This is a genomic window from Alishewanella sp. d11 (genome assembly GCF_049390205.1).
GTDB lineage: Bacteria > Pseudomonadota > Gammaproteobacteria > Enterobacterales > Alteromonadaceae > Alishewanella.
On sequence record NZ_CP186547.1, the window covers coordinates 3,089,427 to 3,110,833 of the forward strand.

Sequence of the window (21,407 nt, forward strand, 5' to 3'; positions counted from 1 at the left end):
AGAAAGAAATAATTAAGGAATTTTATGCGTATTGCAGTGATTGGTGGTGGCATCTCCGGCATGTTAAGTTGGTATTTGTTACAAAGAGAGCATGATGTCACACTATTGGAGGCCAATGATTATTTAGGTGGGCATACTGCTACGGTAGATGTAGAGGTTGCCGGGCAAAAATATGCCATTGATACTGGTTTTATCGTTTTTAACAATTGGACCTATCCTATTTTTAATAAGTTTATTGCTGAGTTAGGTGTTGCATCGCTACCAACAGAAATGAGCTTCTCGGTTAAAAATACCCAAAACAACTTAGAGTACAACGGTAATACCTTCGCCAGTTTGTTTGCGCAAAAACGTAATATTTTTCGGCCATCCTTCTGGCGTATGCTGCTAGAAATTACCCGTTTTAATAAATTAGGCAAACAATTGGTTGCTGCAGATCATGCCGATTTAGATCTAGAACTCGGTGCTTTTTTAGATAAGCATGGTTTTGGTAGCGGCATCCGTGACAATTATCTGTTACCAATGGGTGCGGCTATCTGGTCTGCGGGCTTAACCGATATGCCTAAGTTTCCGGTACGCTTCTTCCTACGATTTTTTAACAACCATGGTTTGCTGAATATCAATGACCGGCCGCAGTGGTCAGTGATCAAAGGGGGGTCCAGAAGCTATGTCGAAGCCCTGTTAGCCAAAGTCGGTCGAGAGAAGCTGCGACTTAAGCAAAACATTACGGGGGTATCTCGTCAAGCTGACGGCGTAACCGTGCATTACGCAGATGGTCAAAAAGAGCAGTTTGATAAGGTAGTCTTTGCTTGTCATAGTGATCAAGCGTTAGCGCTGTTGCAAGATCCTTCGGCTGCCGAATCCGCCATTCTGGGTGGTATTGCTTATCAACAAAATGAGGTGGTATTGCACACCGATACGCGTTTACTGCCTGTGCGACAGGCCGCTTGGGCATCTTGGAATTACAACCTTGATAACCAGCACAGTGATCGTTCAACCTTAACTTACAATATGAATATTTTGCAGCGTTTGACCGCACCAGTAACCTTTTGTGTTACGTTAAACAATACTGCCAATATTGCTAAGGAGCAGATTTTGGGCGTTTATCACTATGCGCATCCCGTCTATAACCCCATGACAATCGCCTGTCAGCAACGCCGGGCTGAAATTAATGGTCAGCAGCACAGCTATTTCTGCGGCGCCTATTGGTATAACGGTTTTCATGAGGATGGAGCCCGCAGTGCGGTGGATGTAGCAGCAATGCTCGGAGTCAATTACTAATGCAAAGTGGACATGCTGTGTATTGTGGTCGGGTAGGGCATAAACGCTTTGCACCAAAAGTACATGGCTTTGACTATCCTTATAGTGGTTATTGGTTAGATTGCGATCAGCTAAATGCGGCCAGTCTGGATGCCGTTGGCATCCAATTCAACCGGTTTGGAGCGATCAGTTATCGGCGCAACGATTATTTAGCGGGTGTGCCTGATTTAGCACAGGCCGTGCGCGACAAAGTAAAGCAACTCGGTGGTGATAAAACCGTTGCTCGCGTGTTTTTGTTATCACCTTTAGCCAGCTGGGGCGTCTATTTTAGCCCGCTTAATTTATATTACTGCTATGCTGAAAATGGCGACTGTTGTTATCTGCTGGCGGAGGTCAGTAATACGCCTTGGAATGAACGTCATTATTATTTACAGCACTTAGATGAGCAAAACCCGCTGTACCAACATGACAAGGTATTTCATGTGTCACCTTTTAATCCGCTTGATATGCAGTATCGTTGGCAGATCCCAACACCAGCGGAGACTTTATTTTGCAGTATTACTAATGTTAAAGATGAACAGGCTGTATTCAGTGCTTGGTTTAAACTTCAACGTTTTAGCTTAACCAAAGCCGTGAGGCGGAAGATTTTGATCCGCCAGCCATGGCAAAGCGTACAGATATTTACACGAATTTATTGGCAAGCACTGAAGTTATTGATTAAACGTGTGCCTGTTTATGCCCATCCAAAGTCCAGGGGATCAGATGTATGAGTTTGACGCTTAGCGAAAAAGCGGTTTTTGATAATCTCGGTTGGTTTGACCGACTGTGTCGCAAATTTACCTTAAATTTTTTAAGTCAGTTACAGCACGGTGCTATTACCGTATCGGAAGCCGGTGTAGAGCAGCATTTTGGTGATGAACATGCCGATTTAAAAACCGTCATTACGGTGCTAGACCCAGCCTTTTATCAAAAGCTGGTGTTGGCAGGTTCTGTGGGCGGCGGTGAAGCCTATATTCATGGTTACTGGCGTTGTGACAACTTAACGGCACTGGTACAAATTTTTGCACGTAATTTGGCGGTATTAGATCAAATGGATTCTACCTGGGCGCGTCTCAGTCGACCTGTTTTGAAGCTATTAAACTACCGTAACCGTAACACCTTGTCGCAATCTAAACGCAATATTGCTGCACATTACGATTTGGGTAATGCTATGTATAAGCTGTTTTTAGATGAAAGCATGATGTACTCCAGTGCAGTCTATCCAGCTGTAGATGCTGATTTAGCCGCAGCTCAGCAATATAAATTACAGCAAATTTGTGAACGCTTGCAGTTAAAATCGTCTGACCATCTTATTGAAATTGGCACTGGCTGGGGCAGTATGGCTATTTATGCTGCGCAACATTATGGCTGTAAAGTAACGACAACGACGATTTCACAACAACAGTATGATTATGCCGCTCAGCGTATTAAAGAGCTCGGGTTAGAGCAGCAAATCACCTTATTGTTTAAAGACTATCGTGAGCTAGAAGGCACGTATGACAAGTTAGTCTCGATTGAAATGATCGAAGCGGTTGGCGATGACTTTTTAGATAACTATTTCGAGAAGTGCAGTAGCTTATTAAAACCCGATGGCATTATGGTGCTGCAAGCTATCACTATGGTGGACAATCGCTACCAGCAATATGTGCGAGAAGTGGATTTTATTAAACGCTATATTTTCCCAGGTGGTTGCTTACCGTCAATTAGTCGTATGGCCAATGCGGTTGCGGGTAAAACAGATTTAGTTATCCGTCAGGTGCAGGATATTGGTTTTGATTATGCACGTACCTTAAAAGACTGGTGTGATAATTTTATGGCGCAGCGCGATGCGGTGCATCAGCTTGGCTACGATGATAATTTTATTCGGTTATGGCATTTTTACCTGTGTTATTGCGAGGGCGGTTTTCGTGAGCGGGCGACAAGCGCGGTGCATGTTGTTTTAACCAAGCCACAAAATCGTAGTGCCTTTTAAGCCACTCGTGGTTAACGATAACGCCGGCAAATGCCGGCGTTATCGTTTGAAGAGGGTAACGTCTTTTGAGCTACTAGCTGGTTTGCTCTGGCACTAGAATTAGACCTTGTTCCGTAATAATGATTTTCTTATCTTTGTACAAAGCGCCAATGGCTTGCTTAAAGGCTTTTTTACTGGCACCAAAGGCTTCATAAATAAGTTCTGGTGAGCTTTTATCGGTAAGCGCTAATTTACCACCGTTTTGTCTTAGTTTATGCAGGACTTTATCCGTTAACTCTTGTGCTTGCTTATGCGTAGTACTGGCCAATCGTAAGTCAATTTTGCCGTCATCGCGTATTTTCACCACATACGCAGTGAGCTTGTCACCACGACGCAGAGGTCTAAAGACTTCATTTTTGTATAAAACACCCCAGTGTTGATGTTCAATCACCACCTTATATCCGAGCTCGGTTTGTTCACTGACGATAATGGCGACTTTATCGCCAACTTGGTGGGGTACGGGTGTTTTGTGGATGTGGCGGTCTAATTTAGTCGAGGCCACAATACGATTACTGATATCGACATAGCAGTAGACTAAATAATGTTGTCCTTCTTTTAGTGGGATTTGCTGTTCGCTAAAAGGGACTAACAAGTCCTTTTTTAACCCCCAGTTGAGGAAGGCACCCACTTTAGTAACGGCAACAACGGGTAGCATCGCCACCTGACCAGCCATTATTCTTGGACGCTCTGTGGTGGCAATAAGTTGATCTTCTGAATCAAGATATAAAAAAACACTGATGTCTTGACCAATTTGTAAATCGGCTGGTGCAACATTATTTGGTAGCAGTATCTCACCCCAGCTTAAACCGTCCAGATAAAAGCCAAACTTAACCTGCTTTTTAACGGTTAATGTATTTAGGGTACCCAGTGCTAGCATTGTTGCCTCATAATCAATTTATTCAAAGCCACTATTGTAGCGGTTTTTCACTAGTGATGTTGAGCTATTTGCTTAGAACTGGCTAGTCAGTCGCGCCTTTAAACAGCGCAGCCAAGCCGTTAAAGTTTGACAAAGCCTTTAGTAAACAAATTTAGTGCAGCTGATTTGCGTTGTTCAAAACGTTGCCAGACTTTTTCGTGAAAAAAGTAGCCCACTGTATTAACCGCGGGTTCAATGACTGCAACCAGTCCGCCCAGCACCAAGTCACCGGTAATTAAGTAAGTCACGCCAAAAGCGATGGTAAAATGCATAATGGCAAAAGTAATGGTTTTAGTCATGATAGTATTCCTGTTAAGCCGTTATAGTAATGATAGTGGTTCTTGTTATTTATTAAAGTGAATATAAAAGATTGCTGTAATCGATTAATTTGATTATTAATCGTTATGCCATGCGTTTGCGTATAAAGCCGGTGAATGCGCTAACGTTGGCGCGTTGTTAAGCTAAGTGACTGAGGAATAAACATGGATTGCCGTGAGTTTTTAGATATAAAACAATATGAGTTTTTAATGAATTATTTTATGCGTCGGCAGCGTGAAGTGGCATTGGCTGAGTTAGACGAGCCTTATAGCTATGATGGGTTCAGCCTCTATGATCAGCTGTTTCAGCAAATTGTGAAGGAAGCGGAAGTGGCTTATATCGAATGCTTTGGTGAGCCGGTGCCACCCATCGCTTTAACCAATCTCTTTCATTTAGCCGAATTGGAACTTGCAGGTAAGCGCCCTAAGTTAAAAACACCAAAGGCGCTACAATAGTATCGTGTCTATTATTCTTCCAGGCGTTTTAACGCGTCGATCAGTAGCGGCACATTGAGATTTTCATTTAAGGGCACTAGCGTGCCCGCGGACCAGACGCCATAGCTGCCGTCTTGTCTTAAGATCAGCATTTTATCTTTGCGGATACTGATAATATCTTGCTGGCTAATGTTGAGTTTCGGTAGCGGACTGGGCGTAAGTAAATTATCACCCAACCAAGGCCCTTCACTTTCACATCCTGCGGCAGTAAGTAGCGTTGGCAGCCAATCAAGCTGTTGGCTATTAAACTGTTTTACTTGTGTTAATAGCGCTGGCCAACGGACATAAGCCGTTTGTGGTGATAACGGGAAACGGGTCTGCTCACTGTATAACGGTATTACGACAATATGCTCATAGGCCTGATAATGCGCCCAATGCTGTTCTGGCGACTCATCAAAGACAATCGCATAAGGCGTGTTGGTCAAGCTATTATCTGCCCAAGGCAAGCGTGAGGCCATGTCCGTATTGAGGTTACTAACGCTAACACGCTCAGTTGGAACCTGCGTTAGCCAATTTGGTATTTGCAGTAAAGCTTGGCTATCAGAAGGCTCTGCCATAAAGCGACCATACAACAAATTCAGCAAGGCTTCGGTATTGTTATTCGGGATAAAATGCTGATCGTGCACCCGCAAATGTTGAGCGCGTAAAAACTGTATCTGCTGCTCACTCAAGGTGTTACTAATAATGAGTAAGGTAGAGGGCTGTAGCGGCAGATCGCAACGTAATTGACGGCTTACCGGCTTGATACTATCAGGATTAAGCTTATCAGCCTGACGCTGTGCGCGTTGGGTAAGATCAACCAGCTGGTAGCGTGCTAATAAACTTTTAGCGGTAGCCGGGTAGGAAAAGGGCAGTACATTGTCTTGTCGGGTGATATCCCAGTGTAAACTGGCATCAGCATAAATGTGTATTAAATGGCTTAGCATAAAGCTGCCGAAGAATAAGACCAGCGCTGGTTTGCCAAGCCCTGATTGACTTAGCCGACTGATTCGTTTCCAGCAATAATTACTTATCACTAATTCGAGTAAGAAAATGATACTGCCAACCACAATAACAATTAGCACAAAATTTCTTAGATTCGTGACAACTTGCTGTCGTAACAGATCAATAGTCTGAGAGTAGGATGCACTTCCAATATGGTAGCCAAGCTGGCTGTAAACATAAGCATCGAAAATCAGTATGACGAGGCCCAAGGTTGCGAGGGCGGCGGCCAAACCGCGAATATGTCGCTGATATGGGAAAATTAAAGACAATGGGAAAATAGTGAGAATAAAAAACATAAAGCAAAGAAATGCCGTATGTCCAAACCAGTTAAATCCTAAATAGATCCAGCCAAGCCATGTTTGTGGTAAGGGTTCTGACGCCCAAAACGTTGCTGTGACAAATAAGGCAATGATGATGTTAAAAAAAGTAAACCAATGTCCCCAATCAAGTAGTCGGTTGACTTTTTTAACAAGAGAAAGATTCTGTTCTAGTACCATTGGCTACTAGTTACGACGTGGTGCAACGGCATCGGCCAATGCTTGATTGAAAGAGCTGGCCACGGCCTCTCGTTGAGCCGCTGGGACCGAGGTATTAATCACATGACTGACGGCATTACCTAAACACATCAAGCTAAGCTCAGTGGTCGCTTGCTGGTTGTGCAGGGTATCTAATAATTGGTTTACCAGCTTTTCAATCTGGTCGGTAGAATATTTTGATATAATAGGCATGGAATACTCAGATAAACATAACTTAAACAGATAGAATAGTAACAGAATTCAGAAAAAACAGGAAAACTTATGTCGGTAGATATGCAGCACTTAGCGATTAATTTTATTGCGTTAACCGATAATGGTGAGCATCAGGCGCATTACCGTGATGACTTAATCGCGAATGGTCCGGCGGTGGCCACTTTAGTAGAACAGCTACATTTAGCCTATAACGGCAAGCCTGCTAAGGGTTATGCCAGTTTTCAGCATGATAAATCAGCACGGGTTGTTACCGCTTTAGCGGACTGGCAGGGTGAACAAACCAACTTTTTAGGCTTTGCTAAAGCCACTACCGATGCGCTAGTTGTCGAGCTCAGTCAACATCAATTACCTGAAACCGGTTATTTATTACTGGCGCATTATCGTTATTTAGCCAGTGAGTTTTTGTTAGTGTGTTTACTTGGCAGTAAGGATCATTTTGAGTTATCCGACCAACTCGAGTTAGCAACCTCTCGACACTTAGATATTGGTCGTATGCAACTGGCTGCCAGAATTGATTTAACGGAGTATGCAGTAAACGCGGCTAAAGGAAATTACATTAGTTTTATTCGCGGTCGGGCAGGGCGCAAAGTCGCTGATTTTTTTCTGGATTTTCTTGGTTGTGAAGAAGGCGCAGATGCAAAAGTAAATAGTCAAAAAGTCCTTGCCTCGGTTGAAGAGTATCTTGGTGCTGCTGACTTTGCGCAGGATGAGAAAACGGCAGCTAGGCGTCAAGTTTTTGAGTATTGTGAAGAGCGCGTAAAAGCAGGTCAGGAAGTGGTGTTAGCGGAGCTGTCTGCGGTTATCGATCCAGAGCAGGAAAATGGCTTTTTACATTATTGTGCTGAACAGCAATTAGAGGTTGCAGAGCAATTCCCAGTGGAAGTGAAAGAATTAAAGAAACTGGTGAAATTTAATGGTGCAGGTGGTGGCTTATCACTAAGTTTTGATGAAAAACTCTTAGGCGAACGAGTCCAGTACGATATCAAAACAGACACCTTAGTGATCAAAGGTACCCCTCCGAATCTGCGTGATCAGCTACAGCGTTTTACTCAGGGTTATTCGAGTTTTGATCAGTCGTCGTAGCCTTATCTTGAGCGGTAGCTCTGTTAACTTGGCTAGCCAGCGGTAACGGGCCAATATCTGCCGGGTGGTTAAGCGGCTTCCTTGCAGGCATTTTCTGCTTGGCAGCTTGCTTAACCAACATGATATTGCCGATGACAAAACCAAACGCCAGTGTTAACGCCCAAAACAGTGGCCAGTTCATGTTTTATGCTCGCAAATGTTAATTATGAAACGCTCATACAATGCAGGTAAATGTGTCAACACATTTTGCTGCTCAGCAATAGGATGTTCGCTTAGCGTTGTTTGCAACAAGTTTAAGTTATACGCTGCTTGACAACGGTTGGCAACCGGCCAATAACTGATATGCCAAGGTTCAGCAGCTACGCCCCCCTGATAACGCTGGTAGGGCAGAAAAAAACCATAGGTTTTGGCATGCTGTGCTAACCATAGACTAAGTTTATGAAAAGGACCGCCAGCGGCGTATTCCGCAGCTTGTAGCTGTGGTTGATAGTCTGCTGGCACCGCGGCGGCGTCATAAATATCTAGCTCCGTGCCCCAGTGATGTCGACTTGCTCCGGGCAACGCTGAATAAAGCATAATCGCCTCCAGTTTTGCTAGGCCCTGCAGCTTGCTGATATCGATAACCTGCTGCTCGCTGTTAAAAACGGCCCTTCGACCCTCACACTTTGCCTGCCATATGCTTGCTTGGCGTTCAAAACCTCGCCAGGCTGAGACGATTTTCAATTTAATACCGTCTTGTGCCATCGCCTCCGCTAATCTATTTAAAGCTGGAATGACAAGCTGATGCAGCAAGTGTGCATCAGCAGTTTGTTGCAGCATATCGCTGCTTAAACCAGTAAGAAAGTTACGGTCTAGGGTATCGAGATTCATGCACTCAACCGCTGCTGTAGGTTAAGCAATAACTGCAGATAGATTTCTGTCAATTGGTTTAAATCAGGGATAGAGACACACTCATTAATTTTATGAATAGTGGCATTACAGGGGCCTAATTCAATCACCTGAGCACCTGTTGGTGCAATAAAACGGCCATCGGAGGTGCCACCTGTTGTTTCTAAACGTGGTGTAAGCCCGGTTATTTTTTCTACTGCCGTCACTGTGGCATCAACTAAATCGCCACTGTCAGTTAAAAAGGGTAAACCATTGTAAGTCCAGTCAATTTGGTAGTTTAAACCAAACTTATCCAAAATAGCATACACACGGTTTTGTAATTGCTCTGCGCTAAGCTCAGTGCTATAACGGAAGTTAAACATCACCTTAAGTTCGCCGGGGATGATATTAGAAGCACCAGTACCTGCCTGAATATTAGCGATTTGGAAGCTCGTCGCCGGGAAATACGCGTTGCCATTATCCCAAATTTCCGCTGCCAGAGCGGCCAGGGCTGGAGCGGCTTTGTGTACGGGATTATCGGCAAGATGAGGGTATGCTACATGTCCTTGAATACCTTTTACGGTAAGGTGCCCAGTCAGTGAACCGCGTCTGCCGTTTTTGATCACATCGCCAAGTTGTTTACCACTAGAAGGCTCACCCACCAAACACCAACGAATTTTTTCTTGGCGCGCTTCCAAGGTTTCAATTACTTTTACCGTGCCATTGATAAAGGGGCCTTCTTCATCACTGGTGATCAGAAAGGCGAGGTTAAACGCTGGCTCAGGGTATAAAGTAATAAAGCGCTCTGTTGCTACAACCATTGCGGCTAAACTACCTTTCATGTCTGCAGCGCCGCGACCGTATAGTGTATCGCCAATAATCGTTGGGGTGAAAGGGGGAGTATGCCATTGTTCAACAGGCCCTGTTGGCACAACATCTGTATGCCCTGCAAAGCAAAACACCGGTTTGCCCTGACCATGGCGCGCCCACATATTTAGCGTGTCATGAAATGGCAGCATTTCAATAGTAAAACCGACTTGCTGCAAGCGTGCTGCCATTAATGTTTGGCAGCCAGCATCTTCGGGTGTTACTGACGGTTTTTCTATCAAGTCCATGGCTAATGCCAGTGTGGGGTTGGTGGTTGGATCAAATAATAACGTCATAAAACACCTTGTATCTAAGAAGCGGTGATAAGGGAGGCATAACTACTTTCAGAGAAGCCTAACAAATAGTCTTCGTTATTGACCAGAACGGGTCTTTTAATTAATGCAGGCTGAGCGAGCATCAAAGCAAGCGCTTTATCCTGATCAAGATCGGCTTTTTGCGCTTCTGTTAGCTGACGCCAAGTGGTACCTCGAGTATTCAGTAGATGTTGCCAACCGAGTTTGGTCGCAAAGTCGGCGAGAAGCGCAGTGGTTAAACCGTCAGTACGGTAGTCATGAAATCGGTATGTCAGCTGATGCTGTTCTAAAAATTTCTTGGCTTTTTTGATAGTGTCACAATTTTTAATGCCGTATAAAATAATCATAGTGTTAGCTTAATAAAAATGGATAAATAGTCGTTTTTAACAGCAAACAATTAGTTTTTATCATGCTGTTACAGTTGTAGTACAAATAGCGCGTCCTCGTTTGCGTTAACTCTGGCTTTTCTACTGTAAATTTTGCCAAGTGGCTTAGGTGCTGAAATCGTGGCAAGGCAATGCACCTCAGGCAACTGAATTTGTAGAAAAGGCAAGTCAAGCTGTAACACAGGGGTGCCGGCAGCAATGTGTTGGTTAGCGCGGCAGAGCCAGTGCATACCTTTACCATGTAAATCACGAAGTTCAATCGGCAGGTCAAGTGTCAGGGTAAGTCCAGACGGATGTTTAAACGTCAGGCGTCGATCAACATCGCGTGATGTGGCAAACTGTGCATTAAAAGGCGCATAAAAAGTTCCCTGTTCTAATTTGCAACTTAGCGTGTTTGGCAGGATATCCTGACGGTATAAAAGATAAGGATGGCTACTAATTGGCATTAACTGACCGCTAAAAGGGCTTTTAATTACAAACCCTTGTAATTTAGTCCAATCTTGTTGCCAAATGATTTCTGAATATGCCACATCCATCTCCCGATTTTCAGCGTACTCGATAATATCTTAAATAAATTCGAATATCAGTATCTTTTCTTAACTTACCTTGGGCTGCAACGCTTTCTTTTAAGGGCTTTATAGATGAAAGCAAACAAATTGACCTTAATAACAGTATTGTTCAGTCAGCAGTCAATTTGGGTTGATTAGCATAGCTACGATTTAGCCAAGTTGTTTGAATTACTCGTTTAAGATTGTCCACAGATTCTGTGAGTAACTTTGTGGGTAATCTGCGTTTATCTTGCCAGTTTATTGATTTTAATGGTTTATTTAAATGGCACGCTTTTTGTTTGTTTTACTGTACCACTTAAAACAAGTCAGAATGCCAAAAATGCCACTTTTTGGCAGTTGAAGGCTCGCAATCATCACATCGTGATTTTATGGTTTTCAATGACGGATAAGAACTTTTACTGTGCAACAAAGCCTCAAAGCAGGTTAATATGTGCTAATGTCTAATTAGCATTGTCTGAAGCGGTTGGGAGTGGTCAATATGAACTTAGTTAGAACAATACACTCAGGATTTGCCTACAGTAAAACCTGGCCTGCCAAACCGGAATTAAATGCCATTTTCCCTGAAAATAAAATTATCTTTCTGACCCAGAAAGCCGCACGTTATCTGCCTGTTTTAGCCATCTTGACTGCAGCAATGCAGTTTAAGTTGTTAGGCGTCGATTTTCTTGGGCAAATTTTAGCAATGATGTTGTTATTGGTATCAATGCCTTTACAAGGTTGGTATTGGTTAGGTGTGCGTGCAAATACAGACTTGCCGCCAGCTTTGATCAATTGGGCAAATGAAATTCGAGAGCAAATTCAAAAACATGGTCAAGCAGCGAGTGGCTTAGGATCGCCGAAAAACTATCTAGATTTAGCCCGCTTGTTACAGCAGGCTTATCAGCAACTGGATAAATCGGTCATGCGCCGTTGGTTTTAGCAACGGCGCCTTGCAAAGGTTAAGCTAAATTGAAAACTGACCATACCGGCGCATGATCAGATGGTCTTTCTAAACCTCGAATTTCGTAATCAATAGCGGCTTCTGTGCAAAGCGCAGCTAAAGGCGGGGTTGCCATGACGACATCAATCCTAAGGCCCCTGTTGTCATCAAAGCCTTTAGAACGATAGTCAAACCAACTGTATTGTGCGGCGGTATCCGGGTGTAGCGCACGGAAAGTATCAACCAGTCCCCAATCTTTTAATTGCTGTAACCAAGCCCGTTCTTCCGGTAAAAATGAGGTTTTCCCTTCACGCAACCAGCGTTTTGCGTTGGCTTCGCCAATACCAATATCAAGATCAATAGGTGAGATATTTATATCACCAATCACGGCAACGTAGTCTTTAGTGCTGTCATGCTGCTGTTCTAAATAGTGTTGTAAATCGGCATAAAAACGCGTTTTTGCCGGAAACTTTGTGGGATGATCCCTATTTTCACCTTGCGGGAAGTACCCATTGAGTACTGTCAGTACTTTGTTACCGGGCAGCGCAAATTGACCAATAAGCATGCGGCGCTGCGCATCTTCAAGATCGCCTGGGAAACCATATTGCATGTCAATTGCAGGCGATTTACTGAGGATTGCCACACCATAATGGCCTTTTTGTCCAAAATGGTAAACATGGTATCCCATGGCTTGTACGTCGGCTAAAGGAAATTCACTATCCTGTACTTTGATTTCTTGTAAGCCGATAATATCAGGTTGATGTTTATCGATAAGTGCTTGCAGTTGGTGCAAGCGGGCACGAATACCATTAATATTAAATGAAATTATTTTCATGTTGGACCCAAGGTTAGCTTTTAATTATGCCCCAGATCATAACATGTAATGTTAAACAGTGCGAAGCTGGAGCCTGAGTATGGCCTTAGTGCAGTCAAGAACATTACCTTTTCAATACGAAGTGATTTTTAGCCCAAGAAGGCGCTCAATCCAGTTGGCGGTGGTGCAAGGCCAGCTAAAAGTCAGGGCGCCTCTTGGTACCTCTGAGGTGTTTCTTCAAGCGCTATTGCAGAAAAAGCAGGCTTGGGTTTTAAAACATCTGCAGCTCAGCTGCACGCTAGCAAAACCAGATTGGCATGAGCGAACTCAAATCTTGCTGGGTGGCGAGCCACGAGATTTCAGCTGGTGTTTAGCCAGTAAGGCGAAGATTGAGATCTGTGAGCAAGGGCTGCTAGTGCAGGTACCGACTCGGGTGAATGCAGACAAACGTGCTGTTTATATTCAAAATTTAGTGCAGCGACATTTAATGACGTTAGCGATGTCTTTTTTTGAGCAATGTGTCGAGCAGCAATCGAAGGTGATGGCGTTAACTCCCTCCGCTGTGCGTATTGGCAATTGGCAACGGCGCTGGGGGTGTTGTGATAACCGAGGCGTGGTTGGCTTTAACTGGCGCTTAATGCAAGCACCGCCTTGGGTAGCAAATTATGTGGTGATCCATGAGTTGGCGCATTTACGTTTTATGAATCACTCAGCAGCGTTTTGGCAGTTAGTTCACCAGTTTTGTCCTGACTACCCAGCCGCGCAACAATGGTTAAAACAGCATCAAACGCTGTTGCTTTAAGGGCATTTTGAGCACTGTACCAAAACGTCTTTGAGCTTGTTATGCTCGTGAGGTCGCGGTGGCTCATCGGGCCTATGCGTGTTGAGAATAGCGCCAACGTAGCTTAACACTAACAAAATTGGTCTGACTAAAGTTTCAGGATACGATACGAAACAGAAAAGTTTTTTGCTTCGGCTGACATTTCTGGTTTAATCTCGACGCTAAGTTGCAGGCTGCGCCCATAAGTTTCTAAATATAAAGATAGGTTAAGGCTTTAGCGATAAATAATATTACTGACAGAGTACCCTACCATGACAACTTCTTACGCTTTATTACAACTCGTAAAACTGCTCGATGTGACTCGTCTGCACGAGGGCGACAATGAACAACAGATGCAAAACTGGTTAGCAACCTTACCGCTAACACCAGAGCCGATTGCTGCTTTTTGTGTTTACCCACAGTTTTTATCCTTAACTGAACATTTTATTCAGCAGCAACAAGCGAAAGTTGCTTTGGCAACTGTGGTTAACTTTCCGGAGGGGAATCACCCCTTGCCTAAGGTATTGGCGGACATAGCAGCTGCATTATCACAAGGCGCAGATGAGATTGACTGTGTCTTGCCATACCAGACATTATTAGCGGGAGATGAAAGCACTGTCGCTGAGTTTTTATCGGCTGTTCGACAAGCTTGCACAGGCGTTTGTTTAAAAATCATTATTGAGTCCGGAGAGTTGCTCACTGCTCAGCAAATTACCAAAGCCACTGAGTTAGTGATTGCCAGTGGTGCTGACTTTGTTAAAACCTCTACGGGTAAAGTTCCGGTTGGGGTAACGCTGGAAGCGGCTAGGATCATCTTAACCAGTATTGCTGCAGCTGAGCGACGTGTAGGTTTTAAAGCCTCGGGTGGGGTAAAGACTGTCGAACAAGCATTAGCGTTGGTCGCTCTCTATGAGAGTATTACTGGCAGAGCGGCGGCAGCGGACTCGATGCGTATTGGTGCCAGTACGCTGCTGATTGAACTTTGTCAGCAATTAAGCGTTTAAGGAGTAAGCTTTTGTTTGGGCGAAGGCTCTAGCGCTTCGCTCAACAAGGTTGTCAATTTACCTAACGTGTTTTAGGCGACAATGATTAAGAAATATGCTTAGTTTCCATAGAGACATTGATTAAGAGACAGGCCGGATGTTTAAAGAAATGATTATGGCATGTGCGTGATTTCTAAAAAGAATTGATCAAGTTAGAAGATTGCTATCAGCAAAGGATTTAATTAAGAAGTTTACTTGGAATCTACAAAAGAAATGGTGGAGGGGGAAGGATTCGAACCTTCGAAGGCAGTGCCGGCAGATTTACAGTCTGATCCCTTTGGCCACTCGGGAACCCCTCCACAAGTGCAGGCGCATATTATCAAATTGAGTTTTGATGTAAAGCGCTTTGCTAAAGTTTTTTTACTGATTGCCGATAAAGCAGGCAACAACAGTAAAAAGTAGACATGATGCAACCAATAATTAACGAATGGCAACTTGGTACTAAGCTTAATACTGCGTTACAACAGCAACATCGGGCCGATTTTGCGTTATGGCTGGCGGTACTTTCACCTGCGGTTGAGGAGATGGCTGCTTTTTATACACCACAAGCTAGTCAGCCTTTACCCGATACCAATTTGTATCAGCAATTAGCCGTGACAAGACGCAGGAGCTTTGCGATACAGCAGTCCGATAGTGGTCTATGGCAGAAATACAGTGTGGCGGCTTCGCTAAGTTTGGCGCAGTTAAAATTGCAAATTGAGCTGAATCCTGCACCTTGGGTATTGCAAGACGATGCAAAAAAACTGGATAGTCAATTGTTAGCAGGTTTAGATAGCCATTGTTTACGAAAACGCGTTCCAGCAACGGAGCTGGTTGCGGCAACGGATGAAGCGGCTTTATATGAGATCTTGCAGCAACTAAACAATGATATTGCGAATTAATTTAATTAAGTACTGGTGAGTAGAGTCGAAATGACATTGGGAGACTAAAATTGTGCTTTCTCAACAAGTTTTAACAAAGCGTCGGTTTGTTGACCACTTGCTAGGTGTGTAGCACATTGTTTGGATTTCTTTCCACTGCCACAAGGGCAGTGATCATTACGGCCCACTTTTATAGGTACTGTTGGCTGCAGCTTGCCACTGCTATAATACCACCGATTATCTTCAAAAATAAAATCTGAAACTTCTGCAATAACATCTAATTTTTGTTCATGTAAAAAGTAGGCTATAAAGTGAACCTGTCCTTTTTCATTACATTGCGTGGCCGACTTTACGCTAAGCCCACAAAAATGCACACGCTTTGCAAACTCAGTGATTTCATCTGCAATAGTTGAAGTGTGCATTGAGGGGTGATGTGTTTTAAGTAAATAAACCGTATCGGCCAAACAATAAGCACTGAAGCGAGAGCGCATTAATGCTTCACAGCTGTCAGGCGAACTAACGCCAGAAAGGTAAGGTGCGCAGCACTCAGTAAAGCTTTTGCCAGAGCAGCAATAACAATTCATCATTGAGTCATCTTAGTTAAAGTTATTAATTACATATTGTATGTTAAAGCATGCATGGCTTACTAACCATTAGTTGCTAACTAGATTGCAACTGCTACTTTAATGTGCAGCATAAAAGTCTTGCTGAAAACTGTAAAATTGCGTTTGCTGTGTCAGTGCAAACTCAGTCAAATTAGTCAGATCATGCTCTTGTAGAGGCGCGCAATTAATGACGACCTTACAGCTACTATTACAAATAGCTTGGCTGAGTATGTTTTTGATATTTTTAATTTGTTGCTGATAAATTACTAGTATTCTATTTGTTGGTAAATCAGCCGCCTGCCAGAACGTCTTGTTCGGTTTTACGACGGGGTCAACCAGCACAATCCAGCCTGTTGTATGTCGGTATTGCTGTAGTAGCTTCAGTAATTGCTGTTCAGCCTTAATTTTGTCTGTATTAAGATGAGTTTCATTAGTGGTAAAACGCTTTACTGGACTGGTTTGTTGCATTTTTTGTTCTAATGAAGTGGTGTAGTCATGAATCAACATAGCAACCTCTAGCTGTTTATAAATACAGTGTATGGATATACAGTAGTTGTATACTGGATGAAAATCAAGCACTTTTTTTAATGGCCGTTGTATTTTTAAAGTCATAATAATGTCATGTACTTGTCTTATGCTCCTGCTGTTAAAAATACAGGAACTGACAGATGGCAATTTCTGAACACTCTTGCACAGAGTTACAGCATATTCTTCAACACAAAGCGTTACAGCCGCTATTTCAGCCAATCATCTCTTTGGCAGACGCTAAGGTTATTGGTTATGAGGCTTTGATACGTGGGCCTTCTGATAGTCCTTTGCATTCACCGATACAATTATTCAAAGCTGCCTTAGCGTGTAAGGCGCTAGAACAGTTGGAGATGCTCTGTCGCGAATTAAGTATTGAGGCATTTGCTCGTGCAGGGGCACATGGCAAGCTTTTTTTGAATGTTAACCCATTACTATTGCTTACTGCCGATCATCCGAGTGGTTTAACTAAACGCATGTTACAGGATGCAGGTCTTGATCCGGCGAGAGTTGTCATTGAGATTTCAGAGCAATATCAAGTTGAAGATGCCACCTTACTTATTAAAGCTGTGCATCACTATCGTCAATTAGGCTTCCAAATTGCCATAGATGATCTTGGTAGTGGCTTTTCCGGATTAAAACTATGGTCAGAATTACAACCCGATATTGTGAAAATCGATCGTTACTTTATAAGTGAAGTGCATCGTGATCAGACAAAAAAAGCCTTTGTACAAAATATCATTCGTTTAGCCAAAGCAACGGGAGCTCTGATTGTTGCAGAAGGTATCGAAACTCAGGAAGAATTGGTGTTGTGTCGAGAGCTGGGTGCTGATTTGGCCCAAGGGTATTTATTGGGGCGACCACACGCTGAGTTTAAACCATTTAACGCTAGAAATTGGTTACGACCAGAATTACCGGCAAATACTGTTCAAGATCGCATAGAGCATTTGGCGGTTCAAATGCCAACTATATCTTTTAATACTCTTGCTTTCGCTGTTTCTGAGATGTTTCGGCTTAATCCAGCTTGGCAAAGTCTAGCCGTTGTAGAAGGTGACATTGCTGTTGGATTAATCTGTCGCGCCGAATTACAAGCACTTTTTTCACAACCTTTTGGTCGTGCCCTAAACGAAAAAAAAACTGTTGCACAGATTATGAATACGAAAGCGGTTATTGTTGAAGCTGACAAAACGCTTGATGAGGTTAGTAAAATCGTGGCTGAAGATGAGTATAATGCGGCAAGTTGGTACTTCATTATTTCTCGGCAAGGACGCTATTTGGGGATAGGTTCTGTGCGGCAGCTTTTAAAAAGGGTGAGTGAGCATAAGTTGCAACATGCTCGTTATGCAAATCCATTAACTTTTTTACCGGGTAATGTCCCAATTTATCGTGAAATTGATAGTTTATTAGCTAAGTCCGTGGCATTTGCGGTTGCTTATTTAGATTTAAATCACTTTAAACCTTTTAATGATATATACGGCTACAGTAAAGGCGATGCTGTTTTACAATTATTAGCTGAGATTATTCAGCAGCATGCAGCGGGTGAAGACCATTTTGTAGGTCATATCGGTGGCGATGACTTTGTACTAATTTCTGCTGCAGAAACAATAGAGCCCATTTGTCGACAGATCTTATTAGAGTTTGCGGCAAGAGTTCCAGCTTTTTATGCTTATACAGATGCCCAAAATGGAGGGATCACCGCGCAAAATCGTTCTGGTGAATCTTGCTTCTATCCAATATTGTCGCTAGCGATTGGGGTTGCACTACCAGATCCTTTGCAATGTCAAAATCACCATGATGTTGCTGCTCTATCCACCGCAGCAAAATGTGAAGCCAAAAAAATAGGTGGCAATGCGTTATTTATTTCAAGACGGAAAGGACCTGATGCTCAACATACTTTTCCACTGGCTAGACCATCTGTTGCCTGAATTGAGCTAGAATAGAAACCCTTTTGAATAAGTAGAGTATTAAGTTAATGTTATTAGATGCTTTTGTCAGCCGCCACGGTGAAGCTTTTAGTTTTAGCCGAGAGCATTCTTGTAAATTTGCCAAGCAAATCGCCGGTGATTTTAATCCTATTCATGATGTAGATGCTAAACGCTTTTGTGTGCCTGGCGATTTGCTCTTTAGCTACTTATTAACTCGTTATGGTGTCAGCCAACAGTTACGTTGTCAGTTTTCTGGTATGGTCAATGCTGATACCTTATTACACTGCAGAGTAGCGACTAATCAAATACAAGTTTGTGATGAGCTAGGCAAAGTCTATTTAACCATAGACTTTTCTGGTGAACACAGCCATGACCTTGAAGTCATTGAACCGTTGTTTCAGGACTACGTGCAATTTTCAGGGCAAAATTTCCCTCATATATTACAACCGCTGATGGCAGAGCAGGGCGTTATGATCCATCCGCTGCGGCCTCTAGTGATCTATGAAAGCATGACACTCTCTTTTGAACAGTTACCTATTTCAAAACCAAAGCTAAACTTAGCGGCGAGTAAATTAGAAGTAGAAGGTAAAAGAGGTAATGTGACATTAAGTTTTATTTTAAGCGAAGCAGGGAAGCAAATCGGCAAGGGAGAAAAACGGATGATTTTGAGTAATCTGCAGCCATATGATGAATTTCAAATGCAGCAAATGGTGGCTGAATATAATAATCGGAAGCTTTCCGCTAGCTATAAGGCGCCTTAATACTGATTTTTGATGCATTATTAGTCAACAAAGTAGTAGGTAGTGCAAAAAACAATCAAACGAACTTTATTTTAGAATTTTTGCTTGCAGCCTGATTTAAACTCCCTATAATGCGCATCCACAGACGGCGACAACGGTAACGAAGTCAAGGTTTGAAAGAATACGGTTCGTGAGAATCCTGAGGTGAAAGCCTCGCTTCTTATAAGAAGCACGCTCTTTAACAATTAGCAATCAATTATCTGTGTGGGCACTTGTGATGATTTCGAAATGAAATTAATCAGTAGTGACCAAAGAAATTTAGTCAGTAATACTGAGCGTCACTTCGGTGACAGAAAGAACTTTAATTGAAGAGTTTGATCATGGCTCAGATTGAACGCTGGCGGCAGGCCTAACACATGCAAGTCGAGCGGATGAGGGTAGCTTGCTACCTGATTTAGCGGCGGACGGGTGAGTAATGCGTAGGGAGCTGCCCGATAGAGGGGGATACCAGTTGGAAACGACTGTTAATACCGCATAATGTCTACGGACCAAAGTATGGGACCTTCGGGCCATATGCTATCGGATGCGCCTACGTGGGATTAGCTAGTTGGTGGGGTAATGGCTCACCAAGGCGACGATCCCTAGCTGGTTTGAGAGGATGATCAGCCACACTGGGACTGAGACACGGCCCAGACTCCTACGGGAGGCAGCAGTGGGGAATATTGGACAATGGGCGCAAGCCTGATCCAGCCATGCCGCGTGTGTGAAGAAGGCCTTCGGGTTGTAAAGCACTTTCAGTGGGGAGGAAGAGGTTGTTGTTAATAGTAACAATCTTTGACGTTACCCACAGAAGAAGCACCGGCTAACTCCGTGCCAGCAGCCGCGGTAATACGGAGGGTGCAAGCGTTAATCGGAATTACTGGGCGTAAAGCGCACGCAGGCGGCTTTTTAAGTCGGATGTGAAAGCCCCGGGCTCAACCTGGGAATTGCATCCGATACTGAAAAGCTAGAGTACGTGAGAGGGGGGTAGAATTCCAAGTGTAGCGGTGAAATGCGTAGAGATTTGGAGGAATACCAGTGGCGAAGGCGGTTTCTGGCACGATACTGACGCTCAGGTGCGAAAGCGTGGGGAGCAAACAGGATTAGATACCCTGGTAGTCCACGCCGTAAACGATGTCTACTAGATGTTCGAGGTCTTGTACTTTGAGTATCGCAGCTAACGCATTAAGTAGACCGCCTGGGAGTACGGTCGCAAGATTAAAACTCAAATGAATTGACGGGGGCCCGCACAAGCGGTGGAGCATGTGGTTTAATTCGACGCAACGCGAAGAACCTTACCTACTCTTGACATCTACAGAAGAACGCAGAGATGTGTTTGTGCCTTCGGGAACTGTAAGACAGGTGCTGCATGGCTGTCGTCAGCTCGTGTTGTGAAATGTTGGGTTAAGTCCCGCAACGAGCGCAACCCTTATCCTTAGTTGCCAGCACGTAATGGTGGGAACTCTAGGGAGACTGCCGGTGATAAACCGGAGGAAGGTGGGGACGACGTCAAGTCATCATCCCTTACGAGTAGGGCTACACACGTGCTACAATGGTACGTACAGAGGGAGGCAAGCTGGCGACAGTGAGCGGATCTCTTAAAGCGTATCGTAGTCCGGATTGGAGTCTGCAACTCGACTCCATGAAGTCGGAATCGCTAGTAATCGCAAATCAGAATGTTGCGGTGAATACGTTCCCGGGCCTTGTACACACCGCCCGTCACACCATGGGAGTGGGTTGCAAAAGAAGTAGGTAGCTTAACCTTCGGGAGGGCGCTTACCACTTTGTGATTCATGACTGGGGTGAAGTCGTAACAAGGTAACCGTAGGGGAACCTGCGGTTGGATCACCTCCTTACCTATATCGAATGAGTTATAAGTGTTCACACAGATGATTGATTGCATGAGATAGAGCAAAGGTTTTTTACAATTGGTCTGTAGCTCAGGTGGTTAGAGCGCACCCCTGATAAGGGTGAGGTCGGTAGTTCGAGTCTACTCAGACCAACCAATTCGCCGCCAAGCTTTGTTGCAGCAAACCTCACATACTGTAAGTATGCTACGGTTCACTGCGCCTAGCCTGACAACGAATGTACCATATTAAATGGGGTTATAGCTCAGCTGGGAGAGCGCCTGCCTTGCACGCAGGAGGTCAGCGGTTCGATCCCGCTTAACTCCACCACTAATTTTGCACGTAAGACCGACAAATCAAGGTAATTGATTGCTCCTAAAATTCAAATATAAACGCTTAAGACAGTTAAGTTTTTC

General features: G+C 43.8%; 23 protein-coding genes, 3 tRNA genes and 1 rRNA gene. 14 read left to right on the top strand and 13 right to left on the bottom strand.

Annotation, left to right across the window (positions count from 1 at the left end; translation table 11 throughout):
* Positions 1-24 precede the first annotated feature (24 nt).
* Genes ACO1PK_RS14020 through ACO1PK_RS14030 form a run of 3 tightly spaced genes read left to right on the top strand, consistent with a single transcriptional unit; the run spans position 25 to position 3,268 of the window.
* On the top strand, positions 25-1,278 hold the full coding sequence (locus ACO1PK_RS14020) for an NAD(P)/FAD-dependent oxidoreductase (RefSeq protein WP_423186231.1): 1,254 nt from the start codon (positions 25-27) through the stop codon (positions 1,276-1,278).
* Positions 1,278-2,027 carry a DUF1365 domain-containing protein gene (locus ACO1PK_RS14025; RefSeq protein ID WP_423186232.1) on the top strand — a complete coding sequence of 250 codons (750 nt, stop codon included), beginning with the start codon at positions 1,278-1,280 and terminating at the stop codon, positions 2,025-2,027. Before ACO1PK_RS14020 ends, ACO1PK_RS14025 begins: the two co-directional genes overlap by 1 nt.
* Entirely contained in the window at positions 2,024-3,268 is a 1,245-nt protein-coding gene (locus ACO1PK_RS14030; RefSeq protein ID WP_423186233.1) for a class I SAM-dependent methyltransferase, read from the top strand. Before ACO1PK_RS14025 ends, ACO1PK_RS14030 begins: the two co-directional genes overlap by 4 nt.
* Before the next feature lie 73 nt (positions 3,269-3,341).
* On the opposite strand, the gene ACO1PK_RS14035 is transcribed toward ACO1PK_RS14030, so the two are convergent.
* Complete coding sequence (locus tag ACO1PK_RS14035; RefSeq protein ID WP_423186234.1) at positions 3,342-4,184, bottom strand: CvfB family protein; 843 nt, start codon at positions 4,182-4,184, stop codon at positions 3,342-3,344.
* Between the two features lie 119 nt (positions 4,185-4,303).
* Positions 4,304-4,522: a DUF2061 domain-containing protein gene (locus ACO1PK_RS14040; protein ID WP_423186235.1), complete on the bottom strand. Its 219-nt coding sequence runs from the start codon at positions 4,520-4,522 to the stop codon at positions 4,304-4,306.
* A 183-nt stretch (positions 4,523-4,705) separates the two neighbouring features.
* Here ACO1PK_RS14040 and ACO1PK_RS14045 point away from each other — a divergent pair, with 183 nt between their 5' ends.
* The gene (locus ACO1PK_RS14045) at positions 4,706-4,996 is read left to right on the top strand and encodes a hypothetical protein (protein ID WP_423186236.1); all 291 of its coding nucleotides are present in this window, start codon (positions 4,706-4,708) and stop codon (positions 4,994-4,996) included.
* 11 nt (positions 4,997-5,007) lie between these two features.
* Here ACO1PK_RS14045 and ACO1PK_RS14050 read toward each other — a convergent pair whose 3' ends face one another.
* Together ACO1PK_RS14050 and ACO1PK_RS14055 are read right to left on the bottom strand one after the other, a co-directional pair.
* A complete protein-coding gene (locus ACO1PK_RS14050) occupies positions 5,008-6,516 on the bottom strand; it encodes a DUF3413 domain-containing protein (RefSeq protein ID WP_423186237.1) in 1,509 nt (502 codons plus the stop codon).
* Positions 6,517-6,522: 6 nt separating this feature from the next.
* The gene (locus ACO1PK_RS14055) at positions 6,523-6,747 is read right to left on the bottom strand and encodes a DUF1414 domain-containing protein (RefSeq protein ID WP_423186238.1); all 225 of its coding nucleotides are present in this window, start codon (positions 6,745-6,747) and stop codon (positions 6,523-6,525) included.
* Between the two features lie 69 nt (positions 6,748-6,816).
* Here ACO1PK_RS14055 and yejK point away from each other — a divergent pair, with 69 nt between their 5' ends.
* The gene (gene yejK, locus ACO1PK_RS14060) at positions 6,817-7,851 is read left to right on the top strand and encodes a nucleoid-associated protein YejK (protein ID WP_423186239.1); all 1,035 of its coding nucleotides are present in this window, start codon (positions 6,817-6,819) and stop codon (positions 7,849-7,851) included.
* Here yejK and ACO1PK_RS14065 read toward each other — a convergent pair.
* From ACO1PK_RS14065 to ACO1PK_RS14085, 5 genes are all read right to left on the bottom strand, one after another.
* The gene (locus ACO1PK_RS14065; protein ID WP_423186240.1) at positions 7,814-8,032 is read right to left on the bottom strand and encodes a hypothetical protein; all 219 of its coding nucleotides are present in this window, start codon (positions 8,030-8,032) and stop codon (positions 7,814-7,816) included. The genes yejK and ACO1PK_RS14065 overlap by 38 nt on opposite strands.
* The gene (locus tag ACO1PK_RS14070) at positions 8,029-8,721 is read right to left on the bottom strand and encodes a M15 family metallopeptidase (protein WP_423186241.1); all 693 of its coding nucleotides are present in this window, start codon (positions 8,719-8,721) and stop codon (positions 8,029-8,031) included. The genes ACO1PK_RS14065 and ACO1PK_RS14070 overlap by 4 nt, the downstream gene beginning before the upstream one ends.
* A complete protein-coding gene (gene dapE, locus ACO1PK_RS14075) occupies positions 8,718-9,881 on the bottom strand; it encodes a succinyl-diaminopimelate desuccinylase (RefSeq protein WP_423186242.1) in 1,164 nt (387 codons plus the stop codon). The genes ACO1PK_RS14070 and dapE overlap by 4 nt, the downstream gene beginning before the upstream one ends.
* A 14-nt stretch (positions 9,882-9,895) precedes the next feature.
* A complete protein-coding gene (locus tag ACO1PK_RS14080) occupies positions 9,896-10,246 on the bottom strand; it encodes an ArsC family reductase (RefSeq protein ID WP_423186243.1) in 351 nt (116 codons plus the stop codon).
* Positions 10,247-10,314: 68 nt separating this feature from the next.
* On the bottom strand, positions 10,315-10,815 hold the full coding sequence (locus ACO1PK_RS14085) for a PTS glucose transporter subunit IIA (protein ID WP_423186244.1): 501 nt from the start codon (positions 10,813-10,815) through the stop codon (positions 10,315-10,317).
* 517 nt (positions 10,816-11,332) lie between these two features.
* On the opposite strand from ACO1PK_RS14085, the gene yfbV reads away from it, so the two are divergent.
* A complete protein-coding gene (yfbV, locus tag ACO1PK_RS14090) occupies positions 11,333-11,773 on the top strand; it encodes a terminus macrodomain insulation protein YfbV (RefSeq protein WP_423186245.1) in 441 nt (146 codons plus the stop codon).
* A 19-nt stretch (positions 11,774-11,792) separates the two neighbouring features.
* Here the strand turns inward: yfbV and xthA are convergent, their stop codons facing one another.
* Positions 11,793-12,608, bottom strand: coding sequence for an exodeoxyribonuclease III (gene xthA, locus ACO1PK_RS14095; protein ID WP_423186246.1), 816 nt, complete (start codon positions 12,606-12,608; stop codon positions 11,793-11,795).
* A gap of 79 nt (positions 12,609-12,687) precedes the next feature.
* Between xthA and ACO1PK_RS14100 the strand changes: the two genes are divergently transcribed.
* Positions 12,688-13,389 (top strand): M48 family metallopeptidase, encoded by a 702-nt coding sequence (locus tag ACO1PK_RS14100; RefSeq protein WP_423186247.1) that lies wholly within the window; start codon positions 12,688-12,690, stop codon positions 13,387-13,389.
* Positions 13,390-13,679: 290 nt separating this feature from the next.
* Positions 13,680-14,411, top strand: a complete 732-nt coding sequence (gene deoC, locus ACO1PK_RS14105; RefSeq protein WP_423186248.1) for a deoxyribose-phosphate aldolase — start codon at positions 13,680-13,682, stop codon at positions 14,409-14,411.
* Between the two features lie 253 nt (positions 14,412-14,664).
* On the opposite strand, the gene ACO1PK_RS14110 is transcribed toward deoC, so the two are convergent.
* Positions 14,665-14,749 (bottom strand) — tRNA-Tyr (locus ACO1PK_RS14110).
* Between the two features lie 105 nt (positions 14,750-14,854).
* On the opposite strand from ACO1PK_RS14110, the gene ACO1PK_RS14115 reads away from it, so the two are divergent.
* Complete coding sequence (locus ACO1PK_RS14115) at positions 14,855-15,331, top strand: VC2046/SO_2500 family protein (protein WP_423186249.1); 477 nt, start codon at positions 14,855-14,857, stop codon at positions 15,329-15,331.
* A 44-nt stretch (positions 15,332-15,375) separates the two neighbouring features.
* Here ACO1PK_RS14115 and ACO1PK_RS14120 read toward each other — a convergent pair whose 3' ends face one another.
* Positions 15,376-15,897, bottom strand: a complete 522-nt coding sequence (locus tag ACO1PK_RS14120) for a YchJ family protein (protein WP_423186250.1) — start codon at positions 15,895-15,897, stop codon at positions 15,376-15,378.
* Between the two features lie 96 nt (positions 15,898-15,993).
* Entirely contained in the window at positions 15,994-16,422 is a 429-nt protein-coding gene (locus tag ACO1PK_RS14125; protein ID WP_423186251.1) for a hypothetical protein, read from the bottom strand.
* Between the two features lie 161 nt (positions 16,423-16,583).
* Between ACO1PK_RS14125 and ACO1PK_RS14130 the strand changes: the two genes are divergently transcribed.
* The 5 genes from ACO1PK_RS14130 (at position 16,584) to ACO1PK_RS14150 (ending at position 21,321) form a co-directional block, all read left to right on the top strand.
* Complete coding sequence (locus tag ACO1PK_RS14130) at positions 16,584-18,365, top strand: GGDEF domain-containing protein (protein ID WP_423186252.1); 1,782 nt, start codon at positions 16,584-16,586, stop codon at positions 18,363-18,365.
* 47 nt (positions 18,366-18,412) lie between these two features.
* Entirely contained in the window at positions 18,413-19,126 is a 714-nt protein-coding gene (locus ACO1PK_RS14135) for a DUF3581 family protein (protein WP_423186253.1), read from the top strand.
* Positions 19,127-19,467: 341 nt separating this feature from the next.
* A 16S ribosomal RNA gene (locus tag ACO1PK_RS14140) occupies positions 19,468-21,000 on the top strand.
* Positions 21,001-21,073: 73 nt separating this feature from the next.
* Positions 21,074-21,150: transfer RNA gene (locus ACO1PK_RS14145), tRNA-Ile, on the top strand.
* 95 nt (positions 21,151-21,245) lie between these two features.
* A tRNA-Ala gene (locus ACO1PK_RS14150) sits at positions 21,246-21,321 on the top strand.
* Positions 21,322-21,407: the final 86 nt, after the last annotated feature.